We start from the raw sequence: 20,744 nt of genomic DNA, 5'->3' as shown, positions 1-20,744 counted from the left end.
TACCTATTGTACCATTCGGTCACTTGACCAACATATTAATCCTCGAGGTGAGTAGCGTGAAGTACAGAAGATTGGGCAAGACCGAGCTGGATGTATCCGTCGTAGGTGTGGGCACCTGGCAGTTTGGCGGGGACTGGGGTAAAGACTATACCCAGAAAGAAGTCGATGATATTCTTTACCGTGCCAAAGAACTTGGTATTAATTTGATTGATACAGCGGAATGTTACGGACCTCACCATATGTCGGAAAATTTTATCGGTGATTTTATATCCCGTGACCGGCGTGAGGATTGGGTGATCGCATCGAAGTTTGGTCATCAGTGGCATGATCACTGGACCAATGCCTGGAGCGTGGATCAGATCCGTGTTCAATTGGAAGAATCCCTGAAAGCCCTAAGAACAGATTATATCGATTTGTATCAGTTCCATTCCGGATCAGATGAGGTGTTTGATAACGACGAGCTGTGGACCATGCTGGACAAGCAGGTACAGGCCGGTAAAATTCGAAATCTCGGGATCTCCATTGGCAGCAACGATAATCTGCATCAGACGAGCAAGGCTAGTGAGTTAAACGCGAAGGCTATACAGGTCGTATATAACCGTCTGGACCAGAAGCCCGAGGAGAGGGTATTCCCGTCATGTCAGGAGCAGGACCTTGGTGTGCTCGCAAGAGTCCCACTGGCCAGCGGCTATCTGAGCGGCAAGTACAAGCCAGGCGCAGTGTTCAATGACAATGTCAGAAAGGGACGCGAGCGTCAAGAGATCGATGAGAAACTGAAGCTGGTAACTGAAATCCAGAAAAACGAAGTCCCTGAAGGTGTCGACATGGCCTCGTGGGCTCTTGCCTGGTGTCTGAAGCATCCAGCCGTTAGCTGCGTCATTCCAGGATGCAAAAGTCCGGAGCAGGTTGAAGCGAACGCCCGGGCTGCAGATTTGGAACTTTAAGCGAGCTTGATCAGTGTAGTTTGCTGAGGGCTATACAGTCGTGGTTTAAAACGGAGAAAGCAGCCGACCAAAGTTGGAGGGGTCGGCTGCTTTTTTTTGACCTGGAATAATCAAATTAATATTTAAATTGAATTGTCAAACGCTCTAACTTTTGAGACATATCGGACAAGGTTGTGGCTAGGCTCGTAATTTGTTCCATTGAAGCCAGTTGTTCTTCTGAAGAAGCAGCTATATTTTGGGAGTTGTCTGCAGCTTGAAGTGCAAGATTGGAGACTTGCTCTTGGCCCGCTGTGATTTCCTGGACGCTTGCCGTGATCTGCTGCGTAACGCTGGCAAGTTCCTCCGTTTGTTGGGCGATAAAGTTGGTAGACCCTACGATTTTGTTAAACTGTTGTTCCGTCTCATTAGCAATCTGTAAGCCGGAGTCGACGTCCTGTTTAACTCGATTCAACGTTTTGAGCGATTGTTCAATATCTGTACGCATATCTTGAATCAACGTCGAAATCTGCCCGGATGATTGGTTCGATTGTTCAGCAAGTTTTCTCACCTCAGCAGCAACTACCGAGAAACCGCGGCCTTCTTCGCCTGCGCGGGCTGCCTCTATCGAGGCGTTCAGAGCAAGAAGATTCGTCTGCTTCGCAATATCCGTAATGGCATGCAGCATGGTACCGATCTGCTGGCTGCGTTCATCCAGCATTCTCATGACTACATCCGTTTCATTAACCGACTTGTTGATCAGATTCATTTGCTTCGCCGTATGTTCTACGGCTGTACCACCTATGTTCGCGAGTTCCATCGCATTAACAGAAGAATCGGCAATGGTTGATGAGCTTTCCGCTATTCGCTGAATCCCGATCGATATTTCCTCGAGTGAGTTGGTAGTCCGTTGAAGCATCATTTGCTGCTCTTGTGCACCTGCTGCAGATTCTTGGATCGAAATGGTGATATTCTCAGTTGCCTTACTGGTGTGCTCCGCTCCAAGGGTCAACTCTTTGGAAGAAGAGGCTACCTGCTTTGTTGAGAGATCGACTTGACTAATAAGTGTTCTCATGTTCTTAATCATATGGTTAAAGTCCTGTGAAAGCTCACCAATCTCATCCTTGGACTTCATCTTAACTTCTTCAACGGTTAGGTCACCGTCCGCAACGGATTTCAATCGCTTAGCGACCATAAGGATCGGCTTCGTTAAGCGTCCTGAGATGATGCTAACGATAATGGATCCTAGAACAACCGCCACAGCCGTAACGATAAGAACAAGATAGAGAACTTGTGTGGCACCACTATTAAACTCACTTAAGTAGGCACCAGATCCGATGATCCATCCCCAATGCGGGTCCATTTCAACATATGAAACTTTCGTTTCTACCTCACCTGTATCAGGTAGAGCCCACTTGTAGGTGACAAATCCGCCTCCGGCTGTACCAACATTAACGATCTCTTTTCCCAAATATACGCCGTCTTCTGTAACGACATCTGTCAAATCCTGACCTTCATTTGAAGGATTCATTAGGGAATGTGCATCCTTGCCAACAGCCCATGGATATCCTGTTTCCCCTACAGTATATTCACTTTTTACAGGCCGTTTATTATCTGCATTCTTTTCACCGAGCAGTTGTACGCGGAGCTTTTCCTGCGCTTGCTCCAATGTTAAACTTCCGTTCTCTACCTGCTCATTGAGGAGATTAATCATACCAATGACCATTCGTACACTATTTTCAAGTGCGGCCTTGCCGGATTCATTCATTTCATTTTTTGAAACGGTATAAGAACTGAACCCTATTACGATTGTGGGCACAATAAGTATAACCAAACACAAAGAAACTAACTTGGCCCTTAACGTTCTCATTTTTAGAATGGATCCTATCTTTGTTTTCACTTCAGTTCCCCCTAAGTATGTCAATGTACAGATCTAACTCAGAACCTGATCGTTAAAATTTAAATTAAATCTGTACCTAATATATCGAAAAAAGAGGAGGTAAAATGAAGTCTTTGAGCGATGAATTCTCTTTAAACGAAATCCTCCGTTGTCCTGCTCATACAGGTCAATTAGAATTTGTAAAAACCAATAGTGGCGATTGCATAGAAATGCATTCTCCACAAAGTAGAGAGGATGAATATATCCTGTCTGCGATGTTTCATAAAACACAGGTGAACAAACACTTATTGTTGTATAATGATGGTAAAATATACAGGTGATATGATAGGAGCGAAGGATTTTGCACAGAAAGATTAAGATTAACCTTTTTTATTTAGCTGCTGGGATTTATCTGGGTATCGCCGTCGCAGCATTTGTTCCGTGGATTGAGATTGGTTTGAAAATAACAGCATACTCAAGCATTATCGCACTATTAATAACGATCTACGACTCTTCTAAGGTTAGCCTTAGAATAACCTCTCAAGAAGGCAATTTGCGGAAGCAAAGAGTTCACTATGTATTTATGTTGGCAATGAAAGTATTAATGATAGTATCACCGTTCGTTCTTTTGTTCTGGATTAATTATGAGGATGATGAAGAAGTAATAGCCAAGATAAGTAATTACGTAACGTTTGCTGCAATTGGAATAGTGTTCTTTACAAGAGGCATGGAATTAAAAGGTGTAAGCAGCACTCAAAAATGATTATAGGCATAATGCATTATTATAGATAGGAAGGGGTGTTACCTTACGGTAATCACTCCTTATTTGCATTGGAGAACAGAATTAAAGATATCTAGAAATGAATTGTAATCTTTATCTTAATGGAGTAATATGCTAATTATATATATCTCAAAGATACATTTTGGACGGGGAGGGCATATGAAAAGAATCAATACCACACACTTTGCGATTCTCGGCTTGCTTCGGTTGAAGCCCATGAGCGCCTATGAGCTGGTTAAGTTTTCGAAGGAGAGCATCGGCCTTTTTTGGAACGAATCGTACGGACATATTCATAAGAGCATCAAACAGTTGCAGTTAGAAGGCTCAGTTTCGGTGGTGGAAGAAGCAGAGACGGGGAGACGTAAAATTGTCTACGGCATTACAGAGCAAGGGTGTGACCAACTTGATTCCTGGCTGGTTCTGCCACCTGAAGAACCTGTTATGAGAAATGAACTGCTTATGAAGCTTTTTGTCTCCGATGAACGTCATATCCCGCAACTCATCACTTTTCTTGAAGAGGAATTAATAGCTAATGAACAGCTCATCACGATGTTGGCAGGAATTAAAGCGAGTGTTCCCACAGGGGAAAGCAAGCAGGCCCAGCTCTGGTTATTAACCCTGGACTATGGGGAGAGATATCTTCGGATGACCCTGGAATGGTGTAAGCATGCGCTGGAAACGTTAAATCATCCAAATACGGGAGATTAAAATGGATAAAAAACGATACGTCCTCATTCCCATCCTATTGATCACGATCGTGGTGGTTGCCTGCGCACCCCTCCTGTTATGGTTTAGAAGCAGTCCGCTTCTCCGATTAAAGGTCTTCGACAGCGATGTATACAACCTGGAGATTAGTTATCAGATCACGGTGTTGTTATTAGCTGTAATAGTAATTGGCATAGTATATGGCTTGGCCGGTAAGCAGGGACTTAGGTATTTAAATCTGAAAAAGCGAGACGGAAAAATTCGGCCCGAACCGTGGATCGGCATTAAGCCGAAAGAAACAGAGACATGGAAACACTTAGGTCTAAACTTCGCGGTCATCATAACGTTGGTAACGGCTGTCGTTATCTATTTCCAAGTGGTGCACGGGAAAACCGTGGGACTGGAGTTGTATCCCGGTGTTATCCTCATCCTTGTATTTGCCCTAATGAATGCTTTTTCTGAAGAAATCATCTTTCGGTTTTCATTTGTTGCCGTTGTAGGTAAATATGGTTTGTCCCCGTATGCAGCTCAAGGAATGGCCGCTGCAATCTTCGGCGCCGTTCATTATTTTGGACATCCAGGCGGGATAGCGGGTGTATTGATGGCAGCGTTTATCGGATGGTTTTTAGCCAAATCGATGTTAGAAACGAAAGGATTCTTCTGGGCGTTGACGATTCATTTCTTGCAGGATGTTCTTATTTTCAGTGCCTTATTTATGAGATAACTATGCAGGATCCTTTGGGCAATCCAATATAAGTGAACGAGTTGCAGAAGAAACATACAGATAACTACAATTTAAATGGGCGGATGAAGCGTGACATAGCTGTTGAAAGTTCACGAGAAAACAGGAAATTGATTAATTCAAAACAAATCGTTAACATAAGTAACAATGTCAGTGAGGATTAAGACATGATTATTTATACGAGACGGGGATTATCATGAATAACGCTAAAATTCTAATCATCGAAGACGATGAACCTATTGCCGATTTACTCTCATATGGTCTTTCCATGGAGGGATTTCAAACAAAGATCGCCTCAAATGGAACAGCTGGGATGAGTGAAATACAGATGTTCCAACCTGATCTGTTACTTCTGGACTGGATGCTTCCCGACCTGAGCGGACTGGATATATGCAAAAGAGTAACCTCCGAGTATAACATTCCTATCTTCATGATTACTGCAAAATCGGATATTACCGATAAAGTGTTGGGTCTTGAATTCGGAGCAGATGATTATATCACCAAGCCTTTCGACCTTCGAGAAGTCATTGCCCGGATTCGGACCATTCTTCGCCGATTGGAGCACTCCAATCAAAAGGATCATCATGATCTACATCATAATGTCGTTCGTTTTCATCACATTGAGATTCGATCTGAAGAAAGGTTTGTCAGTAAACACGGTCAACAGGTTGAATTAACGCCAAAGGAATACGATCTACTCATGACACTAGTGAGAAATCCAGGAAGAACGTTTAGCAGATCTGAATTACTTGATGTAGTGTGGGGATACCATTTTGCAGGGGATACACGAACTGTGGATACCCATATTCAGCGGCTTCGCAAAAAACTGGATGCGATGGATTATATTGCAACGGTGTTCGGGATCGGTTACAAGTTCAAAAAAACAGGTGATTAAATCATGCATAGAATCAGTCTCAAATTTCTCCTCGGTTTTCTGTTGATATTCTCTTTTTCTTTTGTGGTACTAAGTCAAACAGTGAAAGAGATCATTCATACAAGCAATCAAAACCTAATTACCACCGAACTCGAAGGGCTTAAAAATAATAGCAATGTCTATGTACGTCAGACCTTTCTGATAAATCACTTCACGAGCAATGAACTTTATTTTGGAGAGATGGCCGAAGAACTTGGAAACAACTTGAATCGTGCCACCGGAAATAGTGTTGGCGTGTATACCGTTAACGGAGAGTTGTTGTATGCGTCAGATAAGTCCCTATTCTCCCAACCGCAGCGAACGGATCTGCAAGAGGCTATTCATGGCAGCACCGCATTTAACATCGAGTACGATGAGGACAAGACGTCCGTATTGTTTTCTTATCCAGTTGTGATCGATGGAGCAAAAGTGGGAATTCTGCGTTTTTACAAAGATTTTAGTTTGTTATATCAACAGAGCAACCGAATTTTGGATACTACGCTCTACATTACGCTGGCTATTTTTGCCGTAACTTTTATTTTCTCCTTCATCTTGTCCAGACATATTACTCTTCCTCTAGGCAAACTTGCACGGGCCTCTTCCGAAGTGAAAAATGGAAATTTAAACATACGTATCGGATTTAAACGGAAGGATGAGATTGGCCGGCTTGCTGACAATTTTAATGAGATGATTAATCAGATTGAACTGCAAATGAGCATCATTAGAAAGGATCGGGACCAGCTCAAAGAACTTCATCAGCAGGAAAAACGTTTCTTTGATAATATTACTCATGAACTTAAAACGCCTCTGACCTCCATATTGGGTTATGCGGAGCTCATTAAGACCCACGGAGAACGAGACCGAAGCTTTTTTGAAAAAGGAATGAACCATATCATTGAAGAGAGCAAGCGCCTACACAACATGGTACTCAAGCTGCTTGAAGTGTCTCGACGTCATGCAACTAATCAAGAATTGGACAACGTTGAAGCTGGAGAAGTTCTTCGAGATGTATGTGAATCCATGTCCATACGAGCACAGCGTTACAAAAAAAACATAACGGTAGATATTGAAAACGGATTATATTTGCTTGCGCAAGAGGACCGAATTCGACAACTCTTTATTAACCTGTTGGATAATGCGATTAAATACAGCCTGGACTTCTCGGAAATAAACGTAAGAGGTTTCCACGTGGACAGTAAAATTCGATTCATCGTAGAAAATTCAAGTGATCCAATCGATGCGAAGCAGCTCTCCAAACTATTTGAACCTTTCTATCTGGCACACTCGAAGGATTCAGAAGAGGGTAGCGTTGGTTTGGGGTTAAGCATCGTCAAGTCAATTGTGGACGAATTGGAAGGTTCAATTTCGATGGTGAACCAAGATAACCATACCGTAGTCACTGTAGAATTTAATCGAATAAAAGCGGTAGAGGAGGGGACCCGTCATGGCTAGAACACATAGTGGATGGTTTTTAGGTATGATGGTTCTTATGATCCTTGTTCTTACAAGCTGTGGTACACGTCCGCAAAACGAAACTATTATCATTTCTGGCTCGGAAGAATCGGAACAAACACATGAGGACTTGAGTCCCGTTCAAGTGCGTAAAATCTATCGTCTCCCCAAGGAAAATGTAGATAAGGGATATTGGTTGGGCTGGTCCTCAACGAAATCAATGATTGGAGCATTCAATTCTGCGTTAGATCCTGAACACTTGCAGTTGAAAGGGTTGGTGTATCCCTTCGAACAGAGTGGAAATATTTCAGAGATCGATATGGACAGTACGCGTATGATGCTCTCGCCGGATGGGACCCAAATTGCTGATGTTAGCACAACAAGAATCACTGCAACGTTAAAATTATTTTCTATACAGAACAAGAAAGAAACAGAAGTTGAAACGCTTAATTTAACAAGCCAGAATTACTTGCAGAGTTTGTCCTGGTCGGACAACAGCGAGTATATCAGTTATCTGATTGTTGACGCTGTCCATCCAGAAAAGAATATGCTAAGGATCTACGACTTAAAAACCAGGAAATCCGCATCGTACGTATTAAATGGTTTCAATGATGATGACACGTTGATTGGGGTCCAGGTATCCAATGATGGCCAAAATGCATTGATCAAGCTGTTTGATTCCACTCAATCGAGCAGAACAACTGTAGTGCTTGGCAAACTGATTGATGGTCAATTGCAGATTAAGTACAAACGTCAAATAGCAGATAAGCAGATGACCTGGATCGGAGATGATCAGTTTGCGTTTTTGGGAAGGGACGGTACGTTGTATGAATACGATCAGCGTAATGGAGAGTTATCCGTCATTATGGAAAGAGTCTCTGCATATGAACTCTCTTCAGACAAAAAGTTTATAGCGTATACACTTCAAGATGAGGATGCTGTATATGTTGGCATAATGCAAGGAAGAAATGTGCTATACAACGGGCCCGTCTACCATGGTGTTTTACCGTTAAATATGAAGTGGAGTCCGGACAATAACCGTCTGTTCATTCAAGGCCCTAAGGCCTTTACAAGTCCGAACGTCATTCAGAGTGATGATCCCACAGAGGAGCCTGCTTTTATTATCGAATTTGAATAGCACCAATTCATTCAAACACGCATCACGGAGTCATCCGTGTCTGCGTGTTTTTTCTGTGTCAACAGACATACGGCTGTTGTGACAACTTGTTTACATCTTGATCAAACTTTGGCGACATCTGCTGATTATATTGATTAAAGAGAACAAGCCCATATACAGACAAGGACTGAGACATATGAGTGGGGAATTGAATCAACCGTTAAAGCGTTATTTGCCTGGGATTGATGGCTTACGAGCTATCTCTGTTTTGGCTGTCATTGCGTACCATTTGGATTTGAAGTGGGCCCAGGGTGGTTTGCTCGGAGTAGGCGTGTTTTTCGTGCTATCTGGTTATTTGATAACAGATCAGCTCCTCATGGAGTGGAAAGTGAACCATTACGTCTCGATTTGGAACTTCTGGATGAGAAGGTTTCGCAGATTGTTGCCTGCTATGTTGTGTATGCTCATTCTGGTTGCCATGTGGTTATTAACTACAGATCCGGAGAGACTCTTATCACTCAAAGGAGATTTTATCTCATCGATTTTTTACGTGAATAACTGGTATCTCATATTTCATGAAGTGTCATATTTTGAAAGTTATGGACCTGCTTCACCGATTGGACATCTCTGGTCACTTTCCATCGAGGAACAATTTTATCTCGTGTGGCCCATCTTAGTACTCATTGGTTTAAAGTTCGCTCCGCGGCGTGGAAAGCTGGTGTTACTTATTTTAGGTCTGGCTGTCCTCTCCGCATTGGCCATGGCGTTGATGTATGTACCAGGTACAGATCCAAGCCGAGTATACTACGGAACAGACACCCGTGCCTTCGCCATACTGATTGGTGCGGCTTTGGCGGTGATGTGGCCGAGTTGGAAGTTGGGTGAGAAAGTTAAACCTATAGTACGTACGTCACTTGATGTTATTGGCGCGGCGGGTTTGCTTATATTGCTTATTTTGATTAATCGTACGAATGAATATGATGAGTCATTGTACCAGTTCGGTTTTCTCTTTCTGTCCATTGTGACAGTAGTCAATATTGCTGTCCTGGTGCATCCAGCTAGCCGATTGGGCAATATCCTGGGATGTCCACCGCTGACCTGGCTGGGTAAGCGTTCTTATAGTCTGTATATTTGGCACTATCCCGTGATTATCTGCATGAAACCAGAAGCGACGATTGAAGGGCTTGGAATGGTACAAATCTTATGGCGTCTCGTCATCATTGTCGTGTTATCTGTTTTATCGTACGAGTTCATTGAAGAGCCAATTCGCAGGGGACAATTTCGTGAAAAATGGCGTACTGTCTGGCATCATGATCGCTTCAAACCTTTTATCGGATTAAGTTTAACGTTGTTGGTTTTCTTAGTGGCTCAATCTTGGATCACCAATGCAGCACAGAATCAACCTGAATCGGTTCAACCTGTGAGCATTCAAAACAATGTACAAAATGAAAATCCGGAGAAGACAGATCACGATCAATCCGCCTACTTCGATGAAAAGCATCCGGCGAGTAATGATCTTTCAAATTCAAACGGTCAAAAGGATGATTTTGTTAGCCCATCCTCTACAGGAAAGGGAATCACACTGATCGGTGATTCAATTACGATGGATGTGGATTCTCATATCAAAGAGTTGCTTCCGGGTATTGTGGTTGATGGCAAAGTTGGAAGACAAATGTCACGTGCTCAAGAAGTGGTGGATGAACTGCGAGCCAAAGGAGAGTTAGGGGACCGCATCATCATAGAACTCGGAAGTAATGGGGTCTTTAATAAAGGTAAATTGCGAACCTTGTTGGATACTTTACATGACAAGCAGCTTTATCTGGTAACCACGCGGGTGCCCAGACCATGGCAGGATACTGTGAATGAAGCTTTAAAAGACGTTGCTAATGATTATCCCAATGTCAATATTATTGATTGGTATGCAGCCAGTGAGGACAAAAGCGAGCTGTTTACACAAGACGGTGTTCACTTGACTCCGGAAGGAGCTCGCTACTATGCATCTCAGCTGGTGGAACACCTCATGCAGAACTGAAGTTAACGATATCAAGAGAAACATAATGAAAGAGTGCACGGAAGATGAGACAAAGAAAAACAGGGTTGGTTTGGGGACTTGCAACGGTGAAGGTGTTACCATCTTTGAAGACTCAGTCATCGTTGGTGTAGAGCCATATTTAAAGGGGAAATTCCCCAAAGCTACTGTTGATGGAAGGTAGGCAGGCGTAACAAGCCGAAAAATTAATTTAGCAATGAAGTGCTACGGGCAAATTGGGAGACCACATCATTATCGAACTTGGAACCAACGGTCCCTTCGCTAAAGATCAACTACGCAGTTTGCTCACATCTCTAACTGAAGCCAAGGAGGTTCTCGTCGTAACAACTCGGGTTCCAGAAGTAGCAGGTGAGTTGAGAAAGCAAATGTGCAAGAACAAATTCATTGAAGACTCAAAAAGGGAGTAGCCGCATGTTAATCAAAAATAAAAGAATTGCACTCATACTAAGCATTATGATTTTAGCTGTTATCGCTTTTGGAATTTATTATTCCTTGTCCATATATAAAGGATTGGAAGGTCTGAGAAAAGCGTCCGAAAATTCTCCCTTTGCTGAAGTGATGGCGAGCGAGGAACAAGTGGTAGAGCCTCCAAAATGGACAGGTACGGAGCCGGTAAATATATTGTTAATGGGGGTAGATGCACGTGGAAACAAGAAAAATGAGATTCCCAGGTCTGACAGCATGATGGTTGTTTCTCTGAACCCGGTCAAACAAAAGATCCACGTATTCTCCATTCTTAGGGATACGTATACCGATATCCCTGAGCACGGTAAAAACCGTATTAACACAGCAGTCACTCATGGACCCAAGACGGCAATGCGCGCTGTTAGCGACTTACTCGGAATTCCAATTCAATTCTATGTTTATACGGACTTCCAGGGCTTTATCAAACTTGTGGATGCTGTCGGCGGGGTTGATTTCCATGTAGAGAAGGATATGACTTATGAAAGTAAAGCCGATAATCACGAGTATGATATCCATCTGAAAGAAGGGGAACAGCATTTGGATGGGGAAACAGCACTTCAGTATGTTCGTTTCCGTCATGATGCCCTGTCTGATTATTCCCGGACGAAGCGGCAGCGCGATTTTGCCAATGCTATCGTAGAAAAAATGAAAACGACGACATCCATTATGAAGCTTCCATCCATCCTGGAGGAAGTCAGTCCGTATATCGATACCAATCTATCTGTAAGTGATATGTGGCAGTTGGCCTCGGTCGGATATAAAAGCAAGATGGAGGCAAGTGAGCAAATTCCCCCAATGAAGCTGCTTAAAGAGACCTATGTCGGTAGAGCAGCAGTACTGGGCGTAACAAGCAGCAACGATTTGAAAGAGTATGTCCGTACCATTATTGAATCTGATGATACAGACCCCTCTGAAGAGATGGAGACGATACAACAATAGTGAGTGCGAGACAGCTGATTTCTAAATGTATCAATTGAAACACCGTTGCTCCATATACACGAGAACTTAAACTTAAAAACAAAAATCCCCATTCGAATTCGAGTGGGGTTCTTGCATTACTCTTATGGTTATTAGAAACTTTTCATTTGGTTGAAGCTGAACCAAACGAACTGAATATTCGGTCAAAGCGTCGCATTATTGACTCTAACGGACCATTGGGCATTAGAGCAATGATGGAGCCAATAACGAGTGTGACGATTATAACGATCAGATCACCAAGGGGGACTTCGCTTAAACCATAATCAATTCCAAAGAGTGTCAACACCCAAACGATGGTGAACTGCGCGGCGTACATCGTAAGAGCTACACGTCCAACGGATGCAAAAGGGGTTAACATTACACTTATTTTTCTTGGTACGAGGAATGTGAGGCCTATGACCACAAAGGCAATCCCAACTCCAATCATCGTTTGGAACGTGGATGCGGTATGCGGAGCTGTCTGCAGGAGCATATGCCACATTAGCGGTGGTGTTACGTTATTTGGCCAGATGGCATATTCGTCAATTGGAGTTGGACTTGAAGGTTGAACACGAACAAGCCAAGCTTCAAAGGAAGTTGTTAAATCTGGTAGAACATAAATGGCTAGTAACTTACCAATGATGAGCATAACGAAGCCTACACACGCAAGTGTCATGGCTACTCGTTTGTTAGATAAATTGAAACGTGCGATCGTCATTCCTGCAACAAAAGCAGGAGCAAGAGCGAGAGCAGACATTGGACCACCAGCTATATCTTGAAAGAGATACGTTCCAGAGAAATAACTCATTCCCAGAATCATAAGTGGCGGAGCGAATAACCATAAGACAAGGGTGGTGTATACGAGAACGCGAGTTGAACGGTTGATCAGCACCAATCCCAAGACAAACATGGCAGCGTACGCTGGTAAGATAATGCCGTAAGGGGTGTTTAACATGATAAGGAAATAACCGATCACATCAACAAATACAGCACGAGCAAGCATTTTTGAACGAAAAATAGTTTCTGCTTCTCCACGTTCTTTCATTCGCTGGGCCATTATCGAATAGGAGATGCCTCCACAAAGAACAAATAGCAGCGTCGTATTTCCCGCGACAAAAGCATTTCTTTCATTCAAAGCGAAATGCTGTAAGAACATGCCGATGACTGCAAGCCCCCTTGCTGCATCGAGAGCGAGAAGGCGTCGTCCCGTTGCGCGTTGATTCTCCCGCTCAGTCGAAGACTTTGAGTTATCGTTCTGAGAATCGGAGTCAACAGTGTTCACCTCTTTCGCTTTCTTAGATCTGGGCACATTTGATGATAAAAAGGGTAATGACAATTCAACTTCCTCCTTAGTCTGTTGTTAGCTTGTGTATTTAGCAACTTCACTAACTCAATATATAAGGGACTTGTCGCTAAAGTTTGATCAAGTTGTAAACAAAATGTCACAAGCCAAATATCTGGAGAATACCCGTTTACAAATCGTAATTATTACGATAATATATTCCTTTGTCTATAACGTAATGATTACGATTAATAAACAGGGAAAGTTTTTGGGAGGATGATTATGAGACAGAGTGGGATGATCAGAAAAAATAATAATCGATGGATACATACATGGAACGGTTGGCATTGGATCTTGCCAAGCCTAATTGGAGTAATGACTTTTTCAATCATTCCATTTGGTCTTGTCTTTTATTTCAGCAGCATTCGCAATATTTTCACCAAGCAGTTTGTCGGATTACAAAACTATGTAGATGTACTTTCAAATGATGCGTTCCGATTAGCGGTCAAAAATACATTGATTTTCACAATAACTGCCATTCCGCTCTCAATGATTATTGCCCTGTTATTTGCAGCAGTGTTGGATTGGTCTATTCCAGGGAAGAACTGGATTCGCACATATTTCTTCACACCGATGATGGTGCCGACCGCTTCCGTTGTATTGATATGGCAAGCTTTGTTTCACGATCGGGGTTACGTCAATTCCGTCTTCCAACTCGGTGGAGACCAGGTGCTTCACTGGCTTCATTCCGATTATGGCATGGTTGTTATTGTCTTAATATTCGTATGGAAAACGATCGGGTATAACATGATTCTGTTTACGGCAGGCCTTTCCAGTGTTCCAGAGAATCTTGTGGAAGCAGCCAGATTGGACGGCGCCTCGGAACGATATATATTTCTTCATATTAAATTGCGATATTTATCTCCGGTTATATTTTTCGTTGTGTTGTACGCTGTGATCTGTTCATTCAAAATTTTTCGGGAAGTATACATGCTCGTGGGAAACTACCCTGTAGACGGTCTGTATATGTTACAGAATTTTATTAACAACACGTTTCAAAGCGGGGCTTATCCAAAGCTGTCCTCTGCAGCAATCTGGCAAGCGGTGGGTATGGTCATCATCATCGGCGTTTTGTTTGGGCTGGAACGAAAATTTGGAAAGGAGGTTGAAAATTAATGAAACGAAAATTCAATCGGAATATTAAAAGAGCAGTTCTATTTGCATGCCTGGGATTCATGTCCATCTTATTTCTGATACCGATGATCTTAACCGTTAGCAGTTCCTTCATGACAGATCGTGAAATTACATATCACTACCATGCCATGCTGAATCCGGGCAGCGACACAGACAATGTGTCTGATGCCATATCACTGACACTGGTTCCCGAAACCGTGACGATAGATCAGTATAGGGAGACCATCACAGATCCTACGTTTTTAAAACGGTTTTGGAATTCTGTGATTTTAGTCGTTCCCATTACGTTGATTCAGATTATCATTTCATTGTTTGCAGCGTATGGCTTTGCAAGGTTCCAAGGCAAAATCAAACGAATCGTATTTTTCTTGTTTGTCATATTGATGTTGATGCCGAATCAAGTAATGTTGGTTCCCAACTACCTTATCGGTCAAACGATCGGAATAGATGGCAGCCGCTGGATGGTGATTTTACCGGGGGTTTTCTCTGTATTTCCAATCTATCTGCTTACTCGAACGATGAGACGGATTCCAAGTTCCTATTTTGAAGCTGCGAAGCTGGATGGGGCAGGAGAATTTCAAATCTTTCGTCATGTCGTCATTCCATTGTGTAAAAGTATGATCGTATCCGTCCTGCTGCTTGTGTTTATCGATTACTGGAATATGGTAGAACAGCCACTTTTGTTCCTGGAGCCGGAGCAACAGCCGCTTTCTTTATATCTCTCCAAAACAGGCAATCAGCATCTAGGCCAGACGTTTGCAGCAGCAGTTTTGTATATGATCCCACCATTGCTGCTGTTTTTATTTGGCAGAAAAGACTTGTCCAAGGGGATTTCATACACAGGAACCAAAGAATAATAAACTACTACACCAATGAAAGTAGGTAAAAAGAATGAAAAGAATATATGCACTACTATTAATAATGATCATCTTGGTGGTGACAACCGTGGCATGTTCTTCCTCACAAAGTGCAGAAGAAAAAGGTACGCAAACGTTAACATTGGCGACATGGCATGCAAGCGATGGGTTATCGAAAGCAGTAGAGGGATTTAATTCTTCTCAAACCAAATACCAGATTGAAGTTAAAGATTATGGTCAATATGATAATTATGATAGTGATGATCAGGCAGATTATGTGAAAGGCCAAACGATGTTGAATATGGATATCGCTGTAGGAAATATTCCGGATATTATTAATCTTCATGGCATAGACCGAACGGTTTACGCAAAAAATGGTGCTTTTATCAATTTATATGATTTTATGAAGTCGGATGAGAAGTATAATAAGCAAGCATTCCTAACGAATTACTTGCAAGCTAACGAAGTAGACGATGGGCTCTATTGGCTTTCTCCAACGTTTTTTGTGGATAGTCTGTTTGCCAATGCAAAATTAACCAATGGCATGACCCAGTGGAGCATGGAGGAATTCCTGAAAGTGATCCAAACTGTACATGAAGATCACATCGAAATTATGGGACATCAAAGTCCTACGGAGTTTATGACGTTTGTTGGGGCCGGAAACCAATTTCTGAATCAAGTTCAAGAAACCGTTCATTACAACAATCCGGTATATGCACAATTATTGGAATTTTCTGCGAAATTGAATGAAAGTAATCATGGACATGACCACAGTCATTCGCATGGAACGGCGTCAGCTGACGAAGATGCAACGAAGTTCCAGAGTGGTCAGCGATTACTGGAGAGAGGAGCCTTTGGGAATTTTGATGAATATTTAAGTTATTTTGCTCTTTATGGCGAGCAGCCTGTGACAATGATTGGTTATCCAACCCTCGATGGAAGCAGCGGATCCTATTTTGGCATGGGACATGATCTGTATGCCATTAGTGCAGCTTCCAAAGCTTCAGAAGGCGCATGGGAATATATCAAATTTGCATTGGATATGGATGTAGATCAATTGGATCAAGTACCAGAATTCTCTGTCGTCTTGGATCAGTTGCATGAACAGATTCAAAAGAGTGTGAACAACTATACAGACGGACAGTATATCTCGCGAAAAGGAATTCATCTTCACCTGAAAAAACCGAGTCAAACAGATGTAGATGAATTTATGACCATGCTCAAGAACATTAAATCATTTGCCAACTATGAGTCCATGTTCTCGAAAGAAATCTATACTCTATATGATGACTTTTATGCAGGCACGAAAACGTCTGCTGAAGTTTCCCGGATTTTACAAGATAAATACACGTTGTTCTTCAAAGAAAATCAATAATCAGCTGTAATCAAATTAAATCTATGGAGCGGATTTTTTTTAGATCCCCTTCATAGTTTTTATTTATGCTCTACAACGTGGAAGCAAATGACTGTGTTTTGTGCTAGCATGGAGTAACCAGAATGAAAATTCCATTTTATTGAAACCTTACTTTCGTTCGCAGCTATGAGAAAGCAGGCGTTATCATGAAATTTTTAGCACAGGAAATTTAAAAAAAGAAGGAGACCGTTCCATATATGGATACTTGTTCGTTTACTTTACTGGAGAAAGTAACCCCGATGGAGAGCAAATCTATTTCTCGTTAAGCCGGGATGGGCTGCATTGGGAGGATTTGCATAAGCGTCAACCGGTCCTCCGATCTGTTATTGGAGAAAAGGGCGTAAGAGACCCTTACATCCTGCGCAGCAAAAGCGGCGATCGATTCTACATCCTTGCAACTGATCTAAGTATTTTATCACAGGGGAGGGTGGGAGCAGACAGAGGCCATGCTCACCGGAAGCCGTTCGCTAATTATTTGGGAGTCTTCCAATCTGATCGATTGGTCCGTGGCACAAAAAGTCGACGTAGCACCACAGGCAGCGGGATGTGCATGGGCTCCGGAAGCCATTTATGATGATCTCGTGGATGCATATCTCGTATTCTGGGCTTCGAGTATGGAAGCTAGCGACGGAAAAGGCCGGGGAATGCACATCTATTGCAGCACGACGAAAGACTTCAAATCTTTCTCGCCTGCCGAACGGTATATTACCCGCGGCGCGAATGAATCGATTATTGATACAACGATTATTCAAGTTGGCAACAAATATTATCGGGCTTCAGGTGATGGTCAGATTACCATTGAGTCCTCCGAACAACTTCGCGGTGACTGGAAGAAAGTATCCACGTTACAATCTCTGGGACTAGAATTAACAGGCAAGGATGTCGAGGGACCTGTATTTTTCAAGTTTAATGATCAAAAACGGTGGGTTTTACTTGTTGACCAATATGCTACAAGCGGAGGATACTTGCCGATCGTAACGACCGACATTGGAGATACCAGTGGAGCATGTTGGGAGAAGCTGAAGGCAGAAGATTACTCGTTCGATATTCTAAAAAAACGGCATGGATCTGTACTGCCAATTACACAGCATGAATATGATTTCTTACTTGCCCACTGGGGAAATTAAGCATCAGAATTCGCAGATCGAAAATGTTAAGCGTGCTATTCGTATACTTATATTAAGATATTCACACAATAATTGATTCCTGCTTGATCCAGAAACGATATTTATGTAAGCGATACCAAATAGAAATGTTTAGTTGTTGTCTATACTTTGAGAGGAGAAATGTAATGAAAAACGAGGTCATTGAACGTGATTTTAGTTGCATAAGAGATGGACTGACTATTCGTGGAAAAGAATTTCTGCCTATAGGAGATCAACTTCCAGCGATAATCGTAAGTCATGGATTTGGAGGGAATTCCAAGGATTTGGAAGAATACTGTAGAACGTTTGCATCGTGGGGGTATGCTTCGTATTGTTTTGACTTCTGTGGTGGTTGCGCGAATGAAGAGGGAAGAAGTGACGGGAAATCATCGGATATGACAGTTCTGACGGAATGTGATGATTTGGAAGTCGTAATGAATTATGTTCAAGGATTATCTTATGTTGATGATAACCGATTGACTTTGATGGGGTTTAGTCAGGGCGGATTTGTTTCAGCGCTTACATCTGCCAAATGTGCAAAAGAAGTGGAAGCTTTAATTCTCCTTTATCCAGCGCTGTGTATTCCAGACGATGCCCGGCAAGGTGCATTAGCAGGATCATCCTATGATGTCCATGATGTCCCTGAGATAATAGAGTGCGGCAAGATGACGATTGGCAAAAAGTTTCATGAGACTGTCGTTGATATGAATCCGTATCAAGAAATCATGCCTTACAAAAATCCAGTGTTGCTGATCCATGGTACCGCAGATGAGACAGTACATTATAATTACTCCGTTGAAGCCCAAAAATCTTATGAATTAGGCCAATGTCATTTACAATTAGTAAAGGAAGCCGGACATCATTTTACCGATAAACAAAAGGCGAGTGTTCTTGTATCCATACATGAATTTCTACTTGGAAAGAAAGAAGTGTTAACGATCGATGTACGGATTACAGGCAGTGAAGTACGTATAGAAGAAGGCGATGATAAACAAATTTCTATCTCTTTTACTGGGAGCTGCGAATGCCCTTACTTCAAAGGCGAGATTTTACAAGGAGCCGAGGACATACAAGACTATCATGAAGGGAAGTTGGTCAAGGTTCGAGCAGAGTATGCTTTGGAAGGGGTAGACTATGAGGAGAAAAGGTGCATTATTCATATCGTTAACCAGCATGTGAAAGGGGAACTGAAGCCTACTATAACTACCGATAGCAAAGCACTTGACTTTCTGAACCATGCAGATCTGACTGCTACTCTTGAGGGGTTCACCGATGGTCTTACGGTACGTATTTTTTCAGTAGAGTAGTTTCATCTCCTGGTCACTTAAGAATGTTTTTTTAGTCTCAATGATGTTACGACTCAGCTATACATGAAGGTGTTATAATTACAAACAAAGTTCTTGTCTTTTGATTTTTTAGACAAGAACTTTGTTTCATTTTTTCAAGTCAACACAATTACAACGTTGTAATTTAACTCTAAATGTTTATCTATTATTGTATAAAATAGCGGTCTCTACTTTTTATCCATGCAATGGATCGCTCATTTGCCAAAAACAAGAGTTGTGTTAGAAGAACCAGCGTATTTAGTTACGAATTCACGTGTATAGTTTGCATCCCTCACTTCATAGCTGTAATTACTGCTTGGTCTCCAGTTTGTTTTGGGTGATCTTGGGGCAGATAAAGCTGGTGTGCTCCCTGTATCGGTAAATTCCCCATTCCCTTTGTCATCAAGGATGCCGCCTTTTTCCGCACCGGCTCCAAAGTAGTTATTCTCTGAATAGATGCGCGCTTTTTCCCCAATCGTAATTGCTTGGTTGAAATTGTTTGCATAGTTGTTTTTGATATGGAAATATCCATATCTCATCAGCCCAGGACCTCGAACGTACAAGTTTTCAAAGTAATTGTTGGCCATAGTCACATGAGGCACGCCGTTATAACTGCTGTTGCCATCATTGGGGTGACCCAGAATAATTCCATATTTGTGATTTGCGAATTTGGAATTGCTGATGGTTATATAATCCGCTCTGTCGCCAATATAGAGCAATTTATCTACTTCAGTACCACTAGAGCTATAGCTATGGCCTGAAAAAGTGACATGATCTATCCAATAGTTTGACCCAGAGGTAATGTACATTTGGATATCATCGTTTGCATTGATGCCAGCAGAATGAACTAAGTTGAGGTTCTGGAAAATAACATTGCTTGAAGAGGAAGTTGAGCGGAAATGAATGTTAGTCAATGTGTGGTTGTCATACGAGCCAACGATTGTTTTGTTAGCCCCGAAGTTTACTTTTTGTAAAGTGGAAGAGGAAATATTTTTTTCTATGACAAGAATTTTCGGTACAGTATCAGCAATGTGTGTCCTCAGATCATTTAGATTGTTGATGTAAATAATTTGGCCGTTTTTGCCGCCTGTTACGGCAGACTTCGCAACTCCATTCTCATTCTTAGCATTTCCTGCAAACCCTGTCAGACCAGTTGCACCAGTGTTCGGAAAATTGGCTGCCCCATACGTAGAGGGAAGAGTGGAGAAATTCAGAGCCATGAGAACGAAAGCGAGTACCAAACATGAAAGCCTTTTCAAAACAAGTCACCATCCTTTGATAAATGTATTTTTTTTACAGGTACATTGTATTTGAAGGTAATGTTTGTGTCAACATTAACTACGTAACATTTATGCAATTGTATATACTTGATGATAAGAAGTGCTCCATTGGAGTCATCAACATAGCACTGATTTTTGTTGTTGCCAAATACAGGGGAGTTTGCTAAGATGTAAAAAACGTTATGGAAGCGCATACATTTAGATTGAAATTACAACGTTGTAAATTTTGGATTGAAGTTCTCACCTTGTTCGAATAACTGTATTAA

The 20,744-nt window shown here is 42.1% G+C and carries 17 protein-coding genes; 14 read left to right on the top strand and 3 right to left on the bottom strand.

The genetic code is table 11. The features are described from left to right. Nucleotides 1-56: 56 nt before the first annotated feature. Nucleotides 57-944 carry an aldo/keto reductase gene (locus MHB82_RS17000; protein ID WP_341175378.1) on the top strand — a complete coding sequence of 296 codons (888 nt, stop codon included), beginning with the start codon at nucleotides 57-59 and terminating at the stop codon, nucleotides 942-944. A 115-nt stretch (nucleotides 945-1,059) separates the two neighbouring features. On the opposite strand, the gene MHB82_RS16995 is transcribed toward MHB82_RS17000, so the two are convergent. After that, nucleotides 1,060-2,820 carry a methyl-accepting chemotaxis protein gene (locus MHB82_RS16995; RefSeq protein WP_341175377.1) on the bottom strand — a complete coding sequence of 587 codons (1,761 nt, stop codon included), beginning with the start codon at nucleotides 2,818-2,820 and terminating at the stop codon, nucleotides 1,060-1,062. A 340-nt stretch (nucleotides 2,821-3,160) separates the two neighbouring features. Between MHB82_RS16995 and MHB82_RS16990 the strand changes: the two genes are divergently transcribed. From MHB82_RS16990 to MHB82_RS16955, 8 genes are all read left to right on the top strand, one after another. After that, entirely contained in the window at nucleotides 3,161-3,562 is a 402-nt protein-coding gene (locus MHB82_RS16990; RefSeq protein ID WP_110822965.1) for a hypothetical protein, read from the top strand. A gap of 177 nt (nucleotides 3,563-3,739) precedes the next feature. Then, entirely contained in the window at nucleotides 3,740-4,288 is a 549-nt protein-coding gene (locus MHB82_RS16985; protein WP_095357673.1) for a PadR family transcriptional regulator, read from the top strand. Nucleotide 4,289: 1 nt separating this feature from the next. Then, nucleotides 4,290-5,009 (top strand): CPBP family intramembrane glutamic endopeptidase, encoded by a 720-nt coding sequence (locus MHB82_RS16980; protein ID WP_341175376.1) that lies wholly within the window; start codon nucleotides 4,290-4,292, stop codon nucleotides 5,007-5,009. Nucleotides 5,010-5,223: 214 nt separating this feature from the next. After that, a complete protein-coding gene (locus MHB82_RS16975; RefSeq protein ID WP_341175375.1) occupies nucleotides 5,224-5,922 on the top strand; it encodes a response regulator transcription factor in 699 nt (232 codons plus the stop codon). Further along, nucleotides 5,923-7,392, top strand: a complete 1,470-nt coding sequence (locus tag MHB82_RS16970) for a HAMP domain-containing sensor histidine kinase (RefSeq protein WP_445671261.1) — start codon at nucleotides 5,923-5,925, stop codon at nucleotides 7,390-7,392. Further along, on the top strand, nucleotides 7,385-8,530 hold the full coding sequence (locus MHB82_RS16965) for a WD40 repeat domain-containing protein (RefSeq protein WP_341175373.1): 1,146 nt from the start codon (nucleotides 7,385-7,387) through the stop codon (nucleotides 8,528-8,530). The genes MHB82_RS16970 and MHB82_RS16965 overlap by 8 nt, the downstream gene beginning before the upstream one ends. A gap of 97 nt (nucleotides 8,531-8,627) precedes the next feature. Next, nucleotides 8,628-10,541, top strand: a complete 1,914-nt coding sequence (locus MHB82_RS16960; protein WP_341175372.1) for an acyltransferase family protein — start codon at nucleotides 8,628-8,630, stop codon at nucleotides 10,539-10,541. A gap of 429 nt (nucleotides 10,542-10,970) precedes the next feature. Then, entirely contained in the window at nucleotides 10,971-11,963 is a 993-nt protein-coding gene (locus MHB82_RS16955) for an LCP family protein (RefSeq protein ID WP_341175371.1), read from the top strand. 142 nt (nucleotides 11,964-12,105) lie between these two features. On the opposite strand, the gene MHB82_RS16950 is transcribed toward MHB82_RS16955, so the two are convergent. After that, entirely contained in the window at nucleotides 12,106-13,263 is a 1,158-nt protein-coding gene (locus MHB82_RS16950) for a DUF418 domain-containing protein (RefSeq protein WP_445671260.1), read from the bottom strand. Between the two features lie 375 nt (nucleotides 13,264-13,638). On the opposite strand from MHB82_RS16950, the gene MHB82_RS16945 reads away from it, so the two are divergent. The 5 genes from MHB82_RS16945 to MHB82_RS16925 all read left to right on the top strand — a co-directional run bounded on the left by MHB82_RS16945 (nucleotide 13,639) and on the right by MHB82_RS16925 (nucleotide 19,180). Continuing rightward, on the top strand, nucleotides 13,639-14,439 hold the full coding sequence (locus MHB82_RS16945; RefSeq protein ID WP_341175369.1) for a carbohydrate ABC transporter permease: 801 nt from the start codon (nucleotides 13,639-13,641) through the stop codon (nucleotides 14,437-14,439). Then, complete coding sequence (locus MHB82_RS16940; RefSeq protein ID WP_341175368.1) at nucleotides 14,439-15,314, top strand: carbohydrate ABC transporter permease; 876 nt, start codon at nucleotides 14,439-14,441, stop codon at nucleotides 15,312-15,314. Before MHB82_RS16945 ends, MHB82_RS16940 begins: the two co-directional genes overlap by 1 nt. 34 nt (nucleotides 15,315-15,348) lie before the next feature. Further along, nucleotides 15,349-16,689: an ABC transporter substrate-binding protein gene (locus MHB82_RS16935; RefSeq protein ID WP_341175367.1), complete on the top strand. Its 1,341-nt coding sequence runs from the start codon at nucleotides 15,349-15,351 to the stop codon at nucleotides 16,687-16,689. Between the two features lie 485 nt (nucleotides 16,690-17,174). Continuing rightward, nucleotides 17,175-17,855 carry a glycoside hydrolase family 43 protein gene (locus tag MHB82_RS16930; protein ID WP_341175366.1) on the top strand — a complete coding sequence of 227 codons (681 nt, stop codon included), beginning with the start codon at nucleotides 17,175-17,177 and terminating at the stop codon, nucleotides 17,853-17,855. A gap of 164 nt (nucleotides 17,856-18,019) precedes the next feature. Continuing rightward, nucleotides 18,020-19,180 (top strand): alpha/beta hydrolase, encoded by a 1,161-nt coding sequence (locus MHB82_RS16925; RefSeq protein WP_341175365.1) that lies wholly within the window; start codon nucleotides 18,020-18,022, stop codon nucleotides 19,178-19,180. A gap of 233 nt (nucleotides 19,181-19,413) precedes the next feature. On the opposite strand, the gene MHB82_RS16920 is transcribed toward MHB82_RS16925, so the two are convergent. Next, entirely contained in the window at nucleotides 19,414-20,418 is a 1,005-nt protein-coding gene (locus tag MHB82_RS16920; RefSeq protein WP_341176652.1) for a pectate lyase family protein, read from the bottom strand. Nucleotides 20,419-20,744 lie beyond the last annotated feature (326 nt).

It is taken from the genome of Paenibacillus sp. FSL K6-2862, assembly GCF_038005125.1.
GTDB lineage: Bacteria > Bacillota > Bacilli > Paenibacillales > Paenibacillaceae > Paenibacillus > Paenibacillus illinoisensis_A.
Note: the sequence above shows the minus strand (reverse complement) of the source record. Positions and strands in the feature narration are given on the sequence as shown.

Bases quoted from the DNA above. Each gene is read 5' to 3' on its own strand.
- MHB82_RS16920 (WP_341176652.1), bottom strand. From the start codon at position 20,418: ATGGCTCTGAATTTCTCCACTCTTCCCTCTACGTATGGGGCAGCCAAT.
- MHB82_RS16965 (WP_341175373.1), top strand. From the start codon at position 7,385: ATGGCTAGAACACATAGTGGATGGTTTTTAGGTATGATGGTTCTTATG.
- MHB82_RS16945 (WP_341175369.1), top strand. From the start codon at position 13,639: ATGACTTTTTCAATCATTCCATTTGGTCTTGTCTTTTATTTCAGCAGC.
- MHB82_RS16980 (WP_341175376.1), top strand. From the start codon at position 4,290: ATGGATAAAAAACGATACGTCCTCATTCCCATCCTATTGATCACGATC.
- MHB82_RS16925 (WP_341175365.1), top strand. From the start codon at position 18,020: ATGAAAAACGAGGTCATTGAACGTGATTTTAGTTGCATAAGAGATGGA.
- MHB82_RS16955 (WP_341175371.1), top strand. From the start codon at position 10,971: ATGTTAATCAAAAATAAAAGAATTGCACTCATACTAAGCATTATGATT.
- MHB82_RS16975 (WP_341175375.1), top strand. From the start codon at position 5,224: ATGAATAACGCTAAAATTCTAATCATCGAAGACGATGAACCTATTGCC.
- MHB82_RS16940 (WP_341175368.1), top strand. From the start codon at position 14,439: ATGAAACGAAAATTCAATCGGAATATTAAAAGAGCAGTTCTATTTGCA.
- MHB82_RS16930 (WP_341175366.1), top strand. From the start codon at position 17,175: ATGCTCACCGGAAGCCGTTCGCTAATTATTTGGGAGTCTTCCAATCTG.
- MHB82_RS16935 (WP_341175367.1), top strand. From the start codon at position 15,349: ATGAAAAGAATATATGCACTACTATTAATAATGATCATCTTGGTGGTG.
- MHB82_RS16985 (WP_095357673.1), top strand. From the start codon at position 3,740: ATGAAAAGAATCAATACCACACACTTTGCGATTCTCGGCTTGCTTCGG.